The 15,476-nt window shown below is 66.5% G+C and carries 16 protein-coding genes and 3 pseudogenes; 7 read left to right on the top strand and 12 right to left on the bottom strand.

The annotated features are described in order from the left end of the window. Nucleotides 1-32: 32 nt before the first annotated feature. The 5 genes and pseudogenes from ACFQDH_RS16540 to ACFQDH_RS16520 form a co-directional block, all read left to right on the top strand. Nucleotides 33-1,130, top strand: coding sequence for a tyrosine-type recombinase/integrase (locus tag ACFQDH_RS16540; RefSeq protein ID WP_382403502.1), 1,098 nt, complete (start codon nt 33-35; stop codon nt 1,128-1,130). Next, nucleotides 1,127-2,158 (top strand): hypothetical protein, encoded by a 1,032-nt coding sequence (locus ACFQDH_RS16535; RefSeq protein WP_382403501.1) that lies wholly within the window; start codon nt 1,127-1,129, stop codon nt 2,156-2,158. Before ACFQDH_RS16540 ends, ACFQDH_RS16535 begins: the two co-directional genes overlap by 4 nt. Next, a complete protein-coding gene (locus ACFQDH_RS16530; RefSeq protein WP_382403500.1) occupies nt 2,050-3,348 on the top strand; it encodes a tyrosine-type recombinase/integrase in 1,299 nt (432 codons plus the stop codon). Before ACFQDH_RS16535 ends, ACFQDH_RS16530 begins: the two co-directional genes overlap by 109 nt. Beyond that, nucleotides 3,345-3,737, top strand: coding sequence for a DUF6262 family protein (locus ACFQDH_RS16525; protein WP_382403499.1), 393 nt, complete (start codon nt 3,345-3,347; stop codon nt 3,735-3,737). Before ACFQDH_RS16530 ends, ACFQDH_RS16525 begins: the two co-directional genes overlap by 4 nt. A 110-nt stretch (nt 3,738-3,847) precedes the next feature. Beyond that, nucleotides 3,848-4,111: pseudogene (locus ACFQDH_RS16520) on the top strand (IS256 family transposase); the annotation flags it as partial. Between the two features lie 106 nt (nt 4,112-4,217). Here the strand turns inward: ACFQDH_RS16520 and ACFQDH_RS16515 are convergent. The 9 genes and pseudogenes from ACFQDH_RS16515 to ACFQDH_RS16475 all read right to left on the bottom strand — a co-directional run bounded on the left by ACFQDH_RS16515 (nt 4,218) and on the right by ACFQDH_RS16475 (nt 12,384). Further along, a complete protein-coding gene (locus ACFQDH_RS16515; RefSeq protein WP_382403498.1) occupies nt 4,218-5,045 on the bottom strand; it encodes a hypothetical protein in 828 nt (275 codons plus the stop codon). Between the two features lie 35 nt (nt 5,046-5,080). Then, nucleotides 5,081-5,254, bottom strand: a pseudogene (locus ACFQDH_RS16510) (transposase); the annotation flags it as partial. A 240-nt stretch (nt 5,255-5,494) separates the two neighbouring features. Beyond that, entirely contained in the window at nt 5,495-6,724 is a 1,230-nt protein-coding gene (locus tag ACFQDH_RS16505; protein WP_382403496.1) for a 2Fe-2S iron-sulfur cluster-binding protein, read from the bottom strand. Beyond that, nucleotides 6,721-7,629, bottom strand: coding sequence for an FAD binding domain-containing protein (locus ACFQDH_RS16500; protein WP_382403495.1), 909 nt, complete (start codon nt 7,627-7,629; stop codon nt 6,721-6,723). The genes ACFQDH_RS16505 and ACFQDH_RS16500 overlap by 4 nt, the downstream gene beginning before the upstream one ends. Nucleotides 7,630-7,636: 7 nt before the next feature. Continuing rightward, entirely contained in the window at nt 7,637-8,416 is a 780-nt protein-coding gene (locus ACFQDH_RS16495; protein ID WP_382403494.1) for an enoyl-CoA hydratase/isomerase family protein, read from the bottom strand. 1 nt (nt 8,417) lies between these two features. Continuing rightward, nucleotides 8,418-10,820, bottom strand: coding sequence for a xanthine dehydrogenase family protein molybdopterin-binding subunit (locus ACFQDH_RS16490; protein WP_382403493.1), 2,403 nt, complete (start codon nt 10,818-10,820; stop codon nt 8,418-8,420). Then, on the bottom strand, nt 10,817-11,164 hold the full coding sequence (locus tag ACFQDH_RS16485) for an AMP-binding enzyme (RefSeq protein ID WP_382404885.1): 348 nt from the start codon (nt 11,162-11,164) through the stop codon (nt 10,817-10,819). The genes ACFQDH_RS16490 and ACFQDH_RS16485 overlap by 4 nt, the downstream gene beginning before the upstream one ends. 123 nt (nt 11,165-11,287) lie before the next feature. Continuing rightward, a pseudogene (locus ACFQDH_RS16480) lies at nt 11,288-12,187 on the bottom strand (AMP-binding protein); the annotation flags it as partial. Beyond that, on the bottom strand, nt 12,166-12,384 hold the full coding sequence (locus ACFQDH_RS16475) for an AMP-binding protein (protein WP_382403492.1): 219 nt from the start codon (nt 12,382-12,384) through the stop codon (nt 12,166-12,168). The gene ACFQDH_RS16475 and the pseudogene ACFQDH_RS16480, both read right to left, overlap by 22 nt. A 74-nt stretch (nt 12,385-12,458) precedes the next feature. Between ACFQDH_RS16475 and ACFQDH_RS16470 the strand changes: the two genes are divergently transcribed. Further along, nucleotides 12,459-12,770, top strand: coding sequence for a PadR family transcriptional regulator (locus ACFQDH_RS16470; protein WP_382403491.1), 312 nt, complete (start codon nt 12,459-12,461; stop codon nt 12,768-12,770). Further along, entirely contained in the window at nt 12,716-12,991 is a 276-nt protein-coding gene (locus ACFQDH_RS16465; protein WP_382403490.1) for a hypothetical protein, read from the top strand. Before ACFQDH_RS16470 ends, ACFQDH_RS16465 begins: the two co-directional genes overlap by 55 nt. 396 nt (nt 12,992-13,387) lie before the next feature. Here the strand turns inward: ACFQDH_RS16465 and ACFQDH_RS16460 are convergent, their stop codons facing one another. From ACFQDH_RS16460 to ACFQDH_RS16450, 3 genes are read right to left on the bottom strand one after another with little or no spacing between them, the layout of a single operon-like run. Then, a complete protein-coding gene (locus ACFQDH_RS16460; protein ID WP_382403489.1) occupies nt 13,388-14,062 on the bottom strand; it encodes a UbiX family flavin prenyltransferase in 675 nt (224 codons plus the stop codon). Continuing rightward, on the bottom strand, nt 14,055-14,369 hold the full coding sequence (locus ACFQDH_RS16455; RefSeq protein WP_382403488.1) for a hypothetical protein: 315 nt from the start codon (nt 14,367-14,369) through the stop codon (nt 14,055-14,057). The genes ACFQDH_RS16460 and ACFQDH_RS16455 overlap by 8 nt, the downstream gene beginning before the upstream one ends. Continuing rightward, the gene (locus ACFQDH_RS16450; protein WP_382403487.1) at nt 14,348-15,463 is read right to left on the bottom strand and encodes a UbiD family decarboxylase domain-containing protein; all 1,116 of its coding nucleotides are present in this window, start codon (nt 15,461-15,463) and stop codon (nt 14,348-14,350) included. The genes ACFQDH_RS16455 and ACFQDH_RS16450 overlap by 22 nt, the downstream gene beginning before the upstream one ends. Nucleotides 15,464-15,476 lie beyond the last annotated feature (13 nt).

Genomic DNA, 15,476 nt, shown 5'->3' with positions numbered 1-15,476 from the left:
GCCGTCCAGCAGGCTCGGTCTTGGGAGGTTCGTTGTTCGTAACACGAGTGGTGGTGTCCGGCTCGCGGCGTGAGTCGTGGACGGTGGTCGGCGACGACGGACTGGTCGTCGGGCCCGCTGAGCGGTTCTTGTCGTTCCTGACCGACGCGGGCAGGTCGCCGAACACGGTCAAGGCGTACGCGCACGATTTACGGGACTGGTTCTCCTACTTGGCGCATCACGAAATCGATTGGGCTGCAGTCGATACGGAGAACGTTGCTGGTTTCGTGGGCTGGCTGCGGCTACCACCGTCGGCTCGCGGTGAGGATGTGGCGGTGCTACCGGTCGGCGAGTATTGCTCGGCTGCGACGATCAACCGCAAGCTCGCCGCGGTCGGGTCGATGTACCGGCACGCGAGCAGGTGCGGGGTGCCGGTGCATGCGTCGTTGACCATGTGGCGCCCGTCGGGCCGCCGCGGTGGTGCCCGCTCGTTCCTGCACCATGTGTCCAAATCGAAGCCGACCCAGGTCCCGGTCGTGCGGGTTCGGGCGGCGCGCCGCACTCCGAGGACGCTGACCGGTGACGAGGTGGCCATGTTGCTGGGCGCGTGCACCCGGGCCAGGGACCGGTTGCTGGTGTCCGTGTTGGCCGACACGGGCATGCGCGTGGGTGAGGCACTCGGGTTACGGCATGAGGATTGGGATGCGGCCGAGTGCCAAGTGCGGGTCGTACCCCGCGACAACGATGATCGGGCACGCTCGAAATCGGCTGTGCCACGGACGATTCCGGTCCCTGCTGGGCTGGTGCGGTCGTATGCGGACTACTTGCATGACGAGTACGGCGACCTGGACAGCGACTACGTGTTCGTCAACTTGTGGGGCGGCCGTATCGGCTCACCGATGGCCTACCCGGCGGTGTATGACCTCGTCCGCCGGCTACGCACAAGGACCGGGATCGACTTCGACCCGCACTGGCTGCGACACACCTACGCGACCGAGATGCTCCGCCGTCAGGTACCGATCGAAGTCGTCTCGACGCTGCTGGGTCACGCGTCGGTGACCACGACCTCGACCACCTATGCGCACCTGAGCGTTGCCGACACCCGCGCCGCGCTGGTCCGTGCCGGGCTGCTGGACCAGGACGCGTCATGACCGGCGACGTCACGTTGTCGCTGATCGACGGCGGCGTTGATGCTGCGTGGACGGCACGTGTCCAGTCCGTCGTTCGGCCGGAGTTCGCTGCCGGCCGGCTGATCTTCGACGCGACGGATCCGGCCGTGTCGGCTGGTGCGTGCCGGGTAACCGGCTGCGACCGGATCGCCCGCGGCCAGGGGATGTGCGCCGGTCATCACCTGCGGTGGGCCAAGGCCGACCGGCCCGACATTGACCAGTTCGTGGCGACGACCGACCCGGGCTGGGCTCGTGGGCGCCCGAACCGGTGTTGCCGCGTCGCTGGCTGCGGGTACGGTCTCGCCCGAAAAGGACTGTGTCAGTTGCATGCTCAGCGGTGGGAACGCTCCGGACGCCCGGACCTGACCAGCTGGCTCGCCTCGGATCCACCGCCGGTGAAGGCGCCGATCGGCGCCGCGTGCCTGATCCCCGGGTGTCCGCTATGGCCTCAAGCAGCCGGACCGTTCTGTCATACGCACCACAACACGTGGCGGACCAACGGACGCGGCGACCCAGCGGTGTTCGCGCAGCAGTTCGCCGCCAAGCGTGTCCCGGCCGATCAGATCATCGACCTGTCCGGGCTGCCTGAGCCGTTGCGGTGGGAACTGGCCTACGTCATCCAGCGCCGCCACGACGAACGCACCACCCGCACGCCGCCGGAGGTCGTCGCCCGCGTCGTGACCTTCCTGACCCGATCCGACACCACGAGCCTGCTCGAGCGCGACGAGCGGTCGTGGCGGGACGTGTTCACCACCAGCGGCCGACACGACACCAACGGACGAGCGCTGCTGGTGCACGCGCACCGGTGTGTCAGCGACTTGGCCGACGGTGCCGGGTGGGATGCCGAATACGTCCGTGGGACATGGCGATTGCGGCGCCTGGGGTACCCAGGAACCTCACCTTGGACTTCACTGTGGTCACCCAGTCGTGGCTGGTGGACCTGGCCAAGCGATGGACCAGGCAGCGGATGTCCACCGGTGTCGGCTTGGAAGCAGTCCGCCGCGGACTGACCGCTGTCACCCGGTTCGCCGGATACCTGGCCCGGGCTGGAGTCACCGGGCCCGAGCACGTCACCCGGATCGTGCTGGAGGGCTACCTCGCCGAGTTGGCCGCCGGCATCGACAGCGCCCACCGGCGGCAGGTCCACATCGGGCAGCTCCGCGCGTTCCTCCAAGCGATCCGGCAACACGCCTGGGCAACCTTGGATCCGACCGCTGCGCTGTTCAAGGACGACAACCCGCCCCGACCCGTGCGAGGCCCCCGCGCGATCACCGAGCAGGTGATGGCGCAACTGGAAACACCCGCCGCGATCGCCGCGTGGACCGACCCGGCCAAAGCGCTGATCACCCTGATCTTGATCCGCTGCGGGCTACGCGTCGGCGACGCCACCCGACTGGACTACGACTGCCTGATCACCGACGGCCACGGCGGCACCTACCTGCGGTACACCAACCACAAGATGAACCGGGAAGCCCTCGTGCCCGTCGACGAGGAACTTCACGGCCTGATCACCGACCAGCAGACCCGGATCACCAGCGGACCCGCACAGCCAGTGGTGTTGTTCCCGCGCCCGACCAAGAACCCCGACCAGGTGATCCCGATGAGCACCGGCACCTACCGGGCCGCGCTGTACCAGTGGCTCGAATCCCTTGACGTACGAGACGAACACGGCCACCGGGTGCACCTGACCCCGCACCAGTGGCGGCACACCCTGGGCACCCGGCTGATCAACAAGGACGTCCCCCAGGAAGTCGTGCGCCGCATCGTGGACCACGACTCGCCACAGATGACCGCCCACTACGCCAGGCTGCACGACGACACCGTCCGCCGTCACTGGGACGCTGCCCGCAAGGTCGATATCACCGGCGCCGTCATCACCGACGATGCAGTCGGGCCGTTGGCTGACGCCGCGTGGGCCGGTCACCGGATCGCCACCGCGACCCAGGCATTGCCGAACGGCTACTGCGGGCTACCGATACAGAAGGCCTGCCCGCACGCGAACGCCTGCCTGACCTGCCCGATGTTCCTGACCACCAGCGCACACTTGCCAGCACACCGGCAACACCGGTCCCAGGTCATCGAGCTGATCACTCGTGCCGAAGCCGAAGGGCGCACCCGGGTCGCCGGCATGAACCAGCAAGTCCTGACCAACCTGGACGCGATCATCACCGCTCTCGAACAACCCAAGGAGAGCCGGTGAGAGCTGACAACAGTCGCCACCTTGCCCGGGCCGCACGGACCCGCGCCGAGCAGACCCGCCGCCGCGCCATCCTGGCCGTCCGACACCTGACCCGGACCGGGCAACCCCTGACCGTCACCACCCTCGCGAAGGAAGCCAGCGTGTCCAGGTCATGGCTGTACACCCAGCCCGACCTGCTGGAGCAGATCCACGCCCAACAGCACCGCACCCCAACGAGATCCACAGTCCCGGCACGGCAAGCAGCCAGCGATCCTTCCCTCAAACAGCGGCTCCAGATCGCCAACCAACGCATCCGAGACCTACAGGCCGACAACCAGCAACTACGCGACGCCCTCGCGCAAGCACTCGGAGACCACCGTGCGACACGCCCGGCAACCACCCCAGACTGACCAAATTCCCAGGCGTCAGCAGCCCGGCAGAACGATGCCTGCCGGACACGTCCACCACGCAAACCCGCAGGTCAACGGCCTGCCAGCCACCAGCGCTCAAGATAACCACCGAGTCGCTGAACTACCAGCTGCGCAAGATCATCAAGAACCGCGGCCAGTTCCCCTCCGACGACGCGGCAATCAAACTGCTATGGCTCGCGATTCGCAATATCGAAGACAAACGCGACCGTGAACGCGCGAAACAAACCAGCCGCGGGAAGCAACGTCAATCAGTGCCCCGCCTCGTCGAAGGAGCCGTCGTAACGAACTGGAAACAAGCGATCAACGAGCTCTTCCTGAGCTACCCCGACCGCGTCGAGCCCTACCTCAACTAACCAACACCGACCGCATCACTTACACAGAAATCTTGACAGGCTCCGGACGTGGCCGAGCGGTGCACGGTGCACACCAGGTGTCCGATGACAGATCCCCCTACGGCACCTAACACGCTCGCCCTAGCTCTGCTCCCGTGCAGAGGTAGTGAAGCCCGTACCACAGGGCGTTGTGCATCCCTCTCACCAACGTCACCGCGTCCTCGAAGGTGTCCTCCTCATTGTCGAGAAGGGGAACGACGGCCCCTCTGACTGTCCCCGACGCGCCTGTGATCGGGCCGCTGAAGCGCACTCGTAGGACGACGTCACCGACCTGCGTAGCCCGTGGCTCACGAATTGCCTCAGGGGTCATTGTCATTCCACCGTGACCACCGGGAAGCTCAATCAAGCCCTGCAGTGCCGCTGGCTCGAACAGCGACATGATCTGAAGTGGTGACTTGTGCTTGTCGGTGTTGTTCAGTTCCGCGATCGCTGACATCGCGACCAGCCACTGACCATCATGTGCGCCTCGAAGGTCTTCGAACCTCCCCAGCAGATCCGGGTGGACGTCACCGAGGGCATCCACTCTCTGCTTCCACACTTTCGGCTTCTTCGACATCGGAAAGTAGACCGTCTTCGGATTCGGCGGGGTCTTGCCGTCGAGATGCGCGATCTGCCACGCGAAGGAGTCGGCCGCCGACCGAAGACTCGCAATAGCATTGCCCACGATCGCAGACCAATGCGTCACCGGAGGAGAAGTCCACTCGGTGATCCGATACTCGACGATCCGTCGATCATCCGACACATCCGGCGTTGCCACAACGGGGTGCTCGAGGTTCCAGATATCGACATGAGCACTCAGCTCGTCCACTTGTCCGAGGGCCATGCGCATCTTGATCCACGGCCACGTCGTCAAGTCCTCGCCGCGACGGACCGTCAGCGGCTCATCTGCTGTCACTGTATGGACTCCCTCGAACGCGACGTTTGCCACAGTATGCGTTCGTCGGTGCGGGTGCCGTAATCGGCGCCGCACACGGTGTCGGCCTGCACCGACAGCAGGGGCATTGACGAACGTTTGCAGCAGTTCCACAGCAGATCGGGGCTGGCTTGGGCGAGGTGCTCGTGCAGGAACTCCTGCGGGTCAATCTCGTGGGGTGCAGCGGGCATCGGGGTGCTCCATCCGAGTGGGTTGTGAGAGATTCCTCGAAGGATCAACCCCGGTGACCGCGTTCACGTCGTAGCGACACGATCACCGGATCGGTCGTACACCTAAATCTTTGGACGCAATTAACTGTCCACGCCTGACGCCGCCCCTTCAGGCTCCGGCGATCGCCGAGCTATGACCAACAGGCGAAACCCCGCGGCAGAGTTACGTGCCCCCTGGCCCAACTCTAAAGAGCTAGCAGCTCACCGATTCTTCGATCGCCTACGGCTCAGCGGCCTCAGCACTCGGGCGAGGGAAACCCGGGCATGCGCCCTCAGTGCGCCTCCAAGCAACGCGACTGCGCTCGGCGGACGAGCGCTGACGTCGGGTTCAGCGCCTGCAGCCGCTTGGTCGATGGCGCGAGCGAAGTCTTCGAACATGCGCTTACTCACGTCTCCAGCGAGCGAGCGACCGAATCCCGCGATGCGGCCGGTCAGGAACACCTTGGCGTCCGCATGCAACGAGGTGCCCGCCCCCGATGCAGTGGCGAGCATGACGATGCCTGCCTGCGCGCTTCCGCCGCCGGTGTCCTTGCCCTGAGCATTGAGAACGATGCGGTCGGCCCGCTGCTCGAGGACCTGCGCCAACCCTTGGAAGGAGAGGCGGACCGGCCCGAGTGCGATCCGGGCGCGGCCTCGGTACCAGCCGTCGCCTAGGTCATCCGTAAGTTCGGCACCCGGGAGGCATCGGGCCAACAGCCGCACGTCGCCCAAAACTCGGGCCACGTCAGCTGGGCCGGAGTTGAGTTCACTCGTGAGGTCGATGGCGATGGTGGGCTCGCCCGATGGCAGCTCAATGTGCCGAGGCCCGGAGGTGTCCTCGGGGGCAGCCGTCTCTTGGGCTACGCCCCCGGCCGCGCCAGAGGCGCCAGCAGGAGTGCGGCCCACAAGGGTGCGACTGCCGCAGTTACCCGGACCGGGGATGCCGCAGCGGTGGGCTTCGGCCACTTCATCGACCGCGTCGATAATGTTGCGGTAGCCGGTGCAGCGGCATAGGACTCCGGACAGTTCGGCAGGAAGGTCCTCCCTTGCGACACCTGGTTCATGGGAGAGAAGGTCGTAGGAGCTCATGAGGAAGCCCGGCGTGCAGAATCCACACTGCAAAGCGTGGTGGCGCCCGAACGACTCCTGCAGAGGATGGAGATCATCGACGCGCCCCATTCCTTCGACTGTGGTCACCTCCGCGCCATCGAGCTGGACCGCGAAAAGCAGGCATGATCGGGCGGCCTGGCCGTCGACGAGGACAGTGCACATGCCACAGATGCCGTGCTCGCACCCGACGTGCGTCCCGGTGAGCCCGAGGTGGTCACGCAAAGCGTCGGACAGCGTGACTCGGGCCGGCAGCGTCATGGACACCGGGCTACCGTTGACGGTCAAGGTGACCTCGATCTCGCCGTCGGCCTGCGTCAGGGCCTGCGCGCTGGGTGGGTTCATGCGGATGACACCTCGTGACGGGAGTTGACGGACTTCAGGTAGGCGCGACTGATCTCGCGGGACAGCAGGCCAACGGTGAGCTGCCGGCGGTAGGCCTGGCTTGCATGGGCGTCGCCAACCGTGTCCACGACCTGCGCGGCCACCTCTTCGGCGTACTCGCCCAGCGCCCTGCGGAGGTCCGGTTCACTGGGTGCGCGACCGGTTTGTTCCAGCGCAACTTGGAGCTGCGCAGACACGTCGGCCTTTGCCGGGCGGTCGGAAACGCCGAAGCAGGTGATGGACGCCGCGACGTGGTCGGCGTCGGTCTTCACACGGGCCGCCACCCCCGCCAAGGCGAAGTCGCCATGGCGCCGGGCGACTTCTCCGAAGCCGAACCCCTCCCCCGCCGCCGCGACAGGGAACCTTACGGCTGTAAGCAGCTCGTCCGGTTCCATCACGGTCGTCATCGCGCCGGCAAAGAACTCGCAGGCCGCCACGTCTCGGCTGCCCCGGGAACTGCGCAGCGTCATGGTGGCGTCCAGGCAAGTTGCGATGGCAGGTAGCTCAGCCGAAGGGTCGGCGTGCGCCAGGCTGCCGCACACCGTCCCTCGGCTGCGGATCTCTCGGTGACCCACCCACGGGAGGGCTAGCCGCAGAAGGGGCACCGCCTCTGACACGGGGTCGTACTGGACCTGGCGCTGGCGCACCATGGCCGCGACTCGCACATGGCCGCCGTCCCGACTCAGCTCCTTCAGCTCTGGCACCGCGTTGAGATCGACCAAGGTCGAGGGCCGACCCAGGCGCATCGCCAGCACCGGCACCAGGGACTGGCCGCCGGCCAGTATCTTGGCGCCCTCACGCCCCAGCTCGGCGAGGACTTCCTCGACCGTGCCCGGGCGCACGTAGGCGAATGCGGCTGGCTTCATCGGCCCGTCACCGCCCCTGGAAGACCGGGGGACGCTTCTCCCCGAACGCGGCGACACCCTCGGCGAAGTCCTTGGTCGCACGTAGCATGGCGTACGCCTTCCGCTCGAGCTCGATGCCGGTGTAGAGCGGGCCGTCTACCCCTCGGTCGAGGACCTCTTTGGCTGTCCGCAGGGCAACGGGCGAGTAGCCGAGCAGCATGGTGACGACCTCGTCGACGCGCTTTTGCAGTTCCTCGGCATCCGCGCAGTTGTGCGAGGTCAGGCCCCAGTCCAACGCCTGCTGGCCGGTGATCCGCTCGCCGGTGAGGATGTGGTATTTCGCCCTGGACAGGCCGATGAGGCGCGCCAGACGCTGCGTTCCGCCGCTACCCGGCATCATGCCCAGCTTCATCTCGGGCAGCGCGAAGCGGGATCGGTCGGTCGCGATCCGGATGTCGGCCGCGAGGGCCAGTTCGAGGCCCACTCCAAAGCAGTAACCGTCGATCGCGACGATGACCGGCTTGGGGCTCCTCGCTGCCGCGGTGACGTTCTGACCGAGGTCGGTCAGGTCGATGGGGTCGACCTCCATGAATCCAGCGATGTCGCCCCCGGAGGTGAAGTGCTCGCCGTCGCCGCGGATGACGACGACCTGCACCTTGGGATCCGCGTCGATCTCGTTGAAGCGGTCCTGCATGAGCTGCCGCGTCTCCAGCGTGATGACGTTGTACCGACCGTGGTCGATGGTGAGGTTGGCAACCCGTCCGTCGTGGCTGCGATCAAGCCGGATGTGGCCTCCGGTCAGTGGCATGTCACTTTCCTTCTCTGGTGTTTAGCAGTTGGTGCAGGACGTTTCCGTGGAGAGGCAGCGAGGTGATCTCGATGCCTTCTGGTTCGAGCGCGTCGGCTACGGCGTTGGCGATGGCCACCGGAAGGCTCATAGAGCTTCCTTCACCGCAGCCCTTGGCGCCCAGACGGGTCAGCGGTGACGGCGTTTCAAGATGGTCGCTGACCAGGGGGAAGCAGGACTCCGCCGAGGTCGGGCACAGGTAGTCCATGAAGGTCCCGGCTGTGGGTTGACCTGAGTCGGAGTAGGTCATCTCCTCGAACATCGCGCCACCCATCGCCTGGACGATGGCGCCGTGCACCTGCCCCACCACGAGTGTCTGGTTGAGGATTGTTCCCGAGTCGTGCACCGTCGAGAGCTTCTCGATGTTCACAGACAACGTTTCCTTATCGATGCGGACAACCACGACGTCGGCGACGAAGCCGTAGCAAAGACTGGAATTCACCTGGTCGGTGCGGGATGGCGCTTTGGCCTGGGGCGGGGTGAACGCCGCCTCCTCATAGAGCCGGGCAGAGACTCCCTCGGGCAGCGAGCCGGGGTCCCAGTGGACCAATCCGGCAGCGTGCCTGAAGGCCACGGCCCGGTCGGGCTCGTCGATGACGCGAACCTTGCCGTCCGCCAGCTCGAGCGACGCCGGGTCAGCCTCAAGTAGGACTGAGCCGGCGATCTTGATCGTCTCGGCGATCCGGTCGCAGGCTTCGAGCAGCGCGCTGGTCAGTAGCGGCGCGAAGCGAGAGGAATAGCTTCCGGAGCTGATGGTCCATGGGGTCGTTGCGGTGTCCATCTCCACGCGGGGGCGGACCTGTTCGACGGACAGCCCGAGATGTCGGGCCACGATGTCTCGGGCGACCGTGGCGTGCCCCTGGCCTTGCGGCACGGTGCCGAGCAGAACCGAGACGACCCCTTGGAGGTCCACGCTGACCCGGACGTGCTCCGTCGAACCGGACTTGCCGCGCTTGGCGGTCCGGTCCTGGACCGGCGTAGCCAGACCGACGTAGCCGATGTTGGTGGCAGAGGGATCCACGATGGTGGCTACGCCGATGCCCATCCACTCCCCTCGTTCGCGCGCCAACCGCTGTTCCGCCCGCAGGGCTTCGTAGTCGGCGTTCTTGAGGGCGAGCTGCAGGGCAGCGTGGTAGTCGCCGGAGTCGTAGATGCCCCCGCTGGGGGTGGCATAGGGGAACGCGTCCGCGGGCACCATGTTTCGGCTGCGAAGCTCAGCCGGGTCAATGCCGCACGTTGACGCGACTTTGTCCATGAGCCGCTCAAGCCCGAAGTAGAGCTGCTGGCCGCCGAAGCCCCGGTTGAGTCCGGTCGGCGCCTTGTTGGTGACGACTCCGCGGGCGCGGATTGTGACGTTGTCGATGGTGTATGCGCCAGTGATGTTGCCGAAGCAGCGGTAGAGCGTGCTGGGCTCAGGCGGGCGTAGGTACGCCCCCACGTTATCGATGAGGTCGACCCGCAGGGCGCTCACCAGCCCCTCGTCGTCAACAGCGGCCTCGAGCGTCATGAGGCGGTCGGAACCGGAGGAGCTGGCCAATAGGTGCTCCAACCGGTCCTCCGTCCACCGCACCGGCCGACCCGCATACTTGCTGGCCACGGCCATGAGCGCGATGTAGGGATAGATGGCCGACTTGATGCCGAAGCTGCCACCGATGTCGCCTGGGACGATGAGGCGAAGTGAGGACGTTGGAATGCCCAACGCACCGGCCAAAACGGGGGCCATGGAAAAGGGACCGTGGAAGTTGGCATGGGCGACGACCTCCGGGCCCTCGCGCCCATCGCGCCAATCGGCCACCACCGAGTAGCACTCCATCGGGGTGGAGGAGTATCGCGGGAAAGAGTAGCTGCTGGTTACAACGTGGCTGGCCGCTGCGAAGGCTCCTTCGACGTCTCCGAAGTCGAAGGTCCGATCGGTCGCCACGTTGCTCTGGGCCTGATCGTGAAGTCGGGGAGCGGTCGGCTCCATTGCAGCATCCGTGCGGACGACGGCCTGGAGGGGCTCGTAGTCGATGTCGACGAGCTCTGCCGCATCCTCGGCGGTGTAACGGTCAGAAGCCACGACCACGGCGACCGGCTCGCCAACGAACCGCACCTTGTCTGTTCCCGTCGCGTAGTACGGAGTGGGTGCGGACACGGAGAGGGGAAACGGCTTGAGGGTAGCGAGAATCTCTTCCGGCCCGATCACCGCCGCTACACCGGGGTGACGTCGAGCACGTTCCAGACTCACACCGCGGATGCGCGCATGCGCATGTGGGCTACGCACCACCGTGGCCACGAGCGTGCCGGGCAGCGGGTCCAGGTCGTCGAGAAAGCGTCCTTGCCCAGTCAGCAGGGCGGCATCCTCGATGCGTGCCGATGTCGTCATGTGGTGGTTCCCTCACTGGAGTCCGCTAGGTGGGTGAAGTCGCCCTCGACGAGTCGACAGCGCAGGATCTTTCCGACCGCAGACTTGGGGATCTGGTCGACGACGACGAAGCGTTTGGGCCTCTTCATCGACGGCAGCCCCGACTGGAAGCGGGCGAACCGCTCGACCTTCGCGATGGTCTGGCTCGGCGAATCGCCCGTTGCGCCGACGACGAACGCGGTGACCGCTGAGCCCCATTTGTCGTCGGGAGTCCCGATCACGACGACCTCTCGAAGATCCGGGCACCTCGCGAGGACATGCTCGATCTCCTCGGGGTAGATGTTCTCCCCACCGGAGTTGATCATGTCGTCAACCCGCCCCGACACCCAGATGTCTCCCTCGTCGTCTGTCGTGGCCAGATCACCGGTGAAGTACCACCCGTCCCGGATCGACTTGTGGTCGGCATCCGGTCGGCGCCAGTACCCACTGAACGCTTCCGGGCTACGCAGGGACACAGCGACCTGGCCTTGTTCACCGGGTGCGACAACTGCTGCCGGGGACGCACCAGGGTCTGGGTCGACCAGGCGGACGTTGGAGAAGATGCCGGCACGGCCGGCACATCCCGGCTTGATTGCGGCGTCGGGACCGATGGTGAAGGTATAGATCTCCGTGCTGCCGAAGTGGTTCACGAAACGCTCCGGACTCAGCGTGTCACCAAGCTGCTGGGCCAGCGTGGGCGTCATGGACGCTCCGGCGTAGGCGATTCGGCGCACCGATGTCGCCTCCCCGAGCCGGCCGGTCTCGGCGAGAGACCAGTAGATGGTGGGAACGAGGTAGAGCGCGCCCACGTTCTCCGACGTGATGAGATGCAGCGCCGTCTGAGTCTCGAATTTGGCCAACGGAACCCAGGTTCCGGCCGCCAGAACACTGGCCAGCAGTGTCCGCAGGCCCATGGTGTGGAACATAGGCATCACGCCGAGGGTGACTTCACCCGGCCGGTGCCCCGTCTGGATGAGGTGTGCCAGAGCCGCATAGTGCTCTGCCCGATGAGTGCGGGGCACGCCTTTCGGGCGCCCGGTGGTGCCCGAGGTGTAGAGCATGACGCTGATGTCCTCCTCATTGGGAGTCGAGGGGACCGGCGTTGAGGGGGAGCGCCGAGCAGCGGCATCGATGGACGGCATCCCGGGCGGGGAGTTCTCGGGCCGCCCAGCCCACACGACTACCGGCGGTAGTCCGTCGAGGTCTTCGAGCGCCTGGCTCACGACGGCGAGCGTCGACTCGTCAACAACGACCAGCGACGGTTCGCTGTCAGCGAGGCAGTAAGCCACCTCCTCCGAACTGAACCGAGTCGAGAGCGGCATCGAGATCACGCGCGCCTTCTGAGCGGCGAGGTGAAGCGTCGCAAGGGGCTCTCCCCCGCCAGCAGGAGGCCGGCGCGGCTGCCCTCGGGGGCACCGAGCTCATGTAGAGCGTGGGCGACGCGCTCCGTGCGGGCGTCCCATTCGGCGTACGTCAGCGGGGCCGGTCCCCCCACAGCACGACGACCCGGATAGCGCGCTGCGGTCCAGCGCAGCGCCGTTGCCATGTCCACTTTGCGCCCTCCCTATGCGTCGGATGATCCGGTTCATACCATAGTGAGGTTACGGTACGCTTCGTAGCATGTCAACGTCGCGGTTAACCACCACGTCATACGTCGTGCTCGGCATGCTCGCGATGCGAGGACCCTCGACGAGTTATCAGCTCAAGCGGGCGGTAGGCCGGTCGGTCGGTTACTTCTGGCCCTTCCCGCACGCTCAGCTGTACTCGGAGCCGAAGCGCCTGGTCGAGCTCGGACTGCTCGATGTCCAGACGGAGGAGGAGGGGCGTCGGCGGCAGACCTTCAGCGTGACGGGCGCCGGGCTGACCGCCTTGAGGCGATGGCTGCGCGAGCCTTCCGAGGACCCCTCCAGGTCCGCGATATCGGCGAGCTGAAGCTGTTCTTTGCAGAGCTCACGGATTCGGCGAACATCTTGGCTCTCGCCGCGCGGCAGGTCGCCCAGCACGAGGAGCGGATTGCAACGTACGAGGAAATGCAAGGTCGCTTCGGCGGCCGCGGGGAACTGGCCCACCGGATGGTGCCCCTGCGATTGGGCCTTGCGATGGAGTATGCCGCTCTGCAGTTCTGGCAGGACCTGCAGAAGGAGCACAGCTGAGACGGGCGCCCTCAGGCTGCTGCTGCCCGGACCTGGCCCCAGCCGACCTGAGCCGCGATCATCTTGCGGAAGGGCAGCAGCCAGCGTGAGGCATTGTTGCCGGCCACACCGCCGAGCCGCGAGCCGAATCGGTACAGGGCGAGCGTGGTGCCGTCCTCGGGCTCGTGGTGGGCGATGGGGATCTCCTCGGCACCAGAGTGCGACCGGCCACCTGAATGGGGCGCCCATACTGGTCTGACGACACGTAGGGCACCGGGGCGTAGGGCGCGCCGGTTGCGGCCCCGAGGCCGTAGTCCGCGAAAGCTCGTACGCACGTTCCGGAGTCAGGTCGCGCGAGTGCGGGTCGACGACGAGCCCGTCGTCGACGGCGGTCGCGTCTCGGGCATTGTCCCTCGGTCATGGTTGAACTTCCTGAAGAAGTGTCGCGGCCTCCGTGGCGGGCACGCCTTGTTCCGTCGTGGTGTTCAAGTAGGGGGCGCGCCGGTCGTTACCCCATCTGCGCGCAGATTCCTGGCTGAGCCCGAGCAGGTCCAGCGCCCGGTGCACGGTGTCGTCGACGATCTCCTGCACCGAAGTGGGCCGCGTGTAGAAAGCCGGGACTGGGGGCATGATGACGGCGCCCGCCTCGGTGGCTTGGGTCATCAGCCGCAGGTGTCCGGCGTGCAGCGGCGTCTCCCGCAGCAGGAGGATGAGCTTGCGTCGTTCCTTGAGAGTCACGTCTGCCGCGCGTACGACAAGGTTCTCGTCGTAGCTGTTGGCGATGCCGGACAGGGTCCGAACGCTGCAGGGCGCCACCAGCATCCCGACCACCGGGAAGGAGCCGCTTGAGATCGACGCCCCCAGGTCGTGGGGCGAGTGGACGACGGAGGCCAGATCCTTGACGTCCGACACCGACTTTGAGCTTTCCTGGGCAAGGGTGGCGACTCCTGACCTGGTGAGCACCAAGTGGGTCTCTACGCCTGCCGCGCCGAGCAGCTCGAGGGCTCGGATCCCGTAGCTGACACCTGATGCGCCCGTGATGGCGACGATGACGCGGGTTGGCTCGGTGTGCTTGGGTGCGGGCTCATGCATGGGTTGGCTCCAATTGGTCCATCAGCTCGGACAGTCGGGCCGAACCGGTGGTCGTGGATCTCATGCGGGCGTGGCTCTGCCGCTTCTCGGCGGGAACCGTCGCGTCGACGACGAGCTTGGCGGTGGCGCCCCCTTCCGCAGACGGGTCGAGGCCGCCGCTGCGGGTGCGAGGGATCACGAGCAGGTCGCGGTCTGCCTGGAACCGGGTGGCGACCGCCCAGCCGACCATCTCGTCGTCGAAGACATCGATGTCCTCGTCGACGACGATGACCAGCTTGACGGGAGCTAGCGCGGCGAAGACCGCCATGGCAGCGTGGGTCGCCGTGCCGGGCGAGGCCCGCGCAGCGCAACCACTGCATGTAGGCGGCATGATCCAGCCTCGGTGAGTCGCACGGCATACGGCTTGGTACCGGCGGCCTCCAGTGCCCGCAGCAGCCGAGCTTCGCGGGGCAGTCCTCCTACCCAGAAGTGCTCGCGCCCTCCCGACAGGATCGTTTGCAGCATGGGGTCGGATCGGCGCCATCGGCCAGTGAGTCGGATAACCGGGGCTGGTCCGCCCGGGCCGTAGGTGCGCGGGTACTCACCGAACGGTCCCTCCGGCGCCCGCTCCCCCGCCGTGATCGTCCCGACCAGCACGAGCTCGGCTCGAGCTGGCACGGGAGTGTCGTGTCCAGGCAGTCGGACCACCTCCAGCGGCTGGGGGTGTAGGGCGCTGGCGACTTCAAGGTCATCGATGTGGCTGTCGGCGGGTGACTGCGAGGCGAGGACGAGTGCCGGGTCGACTCCCAGGCAGAGCGCGATCGACAGGTCCTCTTCGCGCTGCTCGGAGGCATCGAAGATGGACCGTAGTCGACCGGGGAGAAGCAGTACCCGCAGCTCGCGGGGGCCGGTCATTTGAAGCCGGTTAATCGAAAGGTTGGTCAACCCGGTGCGCGCATCCCTCACGATGAGCAGGGCGGACGTGAGGTAACGACCGGCGTCGTACTCGTGCTGCACCGGTAGTGGCAGGTCGCCCAGCAGGTCAGGGCCGGTCTCGTGCACGGCCATCACCGGTGCGTCAGCCAGCCCGACATCCTGGCAGCTCCCCGGGGACGAGATCGCAGCCTCGAGTCGTCGAACGACGTCCTGCGGGGAGCAGCCGAGGAGCACGGAGAAGTTCTCCCGCGTCGCCACGGTGTTTCCGACCAGGGGAAAGCTGGCTCCGCGTACCGACTCAAAGACCACCGCGCTGCGACCGTCCACTTCTTCGAGGACGGCGGCGACCTCTTGATCGGGGTCGATCTCGGCAGAGAGCCGGCACAGCTCACCGCGCTGCTGGAGGAGGCCAAGCCACCCCCTGAGGTCAGGCTCGGCCGGCCACACGCCCGGTGTGCTTACGTTCTCTTCCTGCTGGGCCGTCACGGCACCTCTCCTT

The sequence above is a fragment of the Flexivirga alba genome, assembly GCF_042661025.1.
Classification (GTDB): domain Bacteria; phylum Actinomycetota; class Actinomycetes; order Actinomycetales; family Dermatophilaceae; genus Flexivirga; species Flexivirga alba.
This window is presented reverse-complemented; position numbering and strand designations above follow the sequence as displayed.

Coding starts and splice junctions, on each gene's coding strand:
- ACFQDH_RS16535 (WP_382403501.1), top strand. CDS start 1,127: ATGACCGGCGACGTCACGTTGTCGCTGATCGACGGCGGCGTTGATGCT.
- ACFQDH_RS16475 (WP_382403492.1), bottom strand. CDS start 12,384: ATGGCAACGGCGCTGCGCTGGACCGCAGCGCGCTATCCGGGTCGTCGT.
- ACFQDH_RS16485 (WP_382404885.1), bottom strand. CDS start 11,164: ATGATCAACTCCGGTGGGGAGAACATCTACCCCGAGGAGATCGAGCAT.
- ACFQDH_RS16490 (WP_382403493.1), bottom strand. CDS start 10,820: ATGACGACATCGGCACGCATCGAGGATGCCGCCCTGCTGACTGGGCAA.
- ACFQDH_RS16495 (WP_382403494.1), bottom strand. CDS start 8,416: ATGCCACTGACCGGAGGCCACATCCGGCTTGATCGCAGCCACGACGGA.
- ACFQDH_RS16505 (WP_382403496.1), bottom strand. CDS start 6,724: ATGAACCCACCCAGCGCGCAGGCCCTGACGCAGGCCGACGGCGAGATC.
- ACFQDH_RS16460 (WP_382403489.1), bottom strand. CDS start 14,062: ATGCATGAGCCCGCACCCAAGCACACCGAGCCAACCCGCGTCATCGTC.
- ACFQDH_RS16455 (WP_382403488.1), bottom strand. CDS start 14,369: ATGGCGGTCTTCGCCGCGCTAGCTCCCGTCAAGCTGGTCATCGTCGTC.
- ACFQDH_RS16500 (WP_382403495.1), bottom strand. CDS start 7,629: ATGAAGCCAGCCGCATTCGCCTACGTGCGCCCGGGCACGGTCGAGGAA.
- ACFQDH_RS16470 (WP_382403491.1), top strand. CDS start 12,459: ATGTCAACGTCGCGGTTAACCACCACGTCATACGTCGTGCTCGGCATG.
- ACFQDH_RS16465 (WP_382403490.1), top strand. CDS start 12,716: ATGGCTGCGCGAGCCTTCCGAGGACCCCTCCAGGTCCGCGATATCGGC.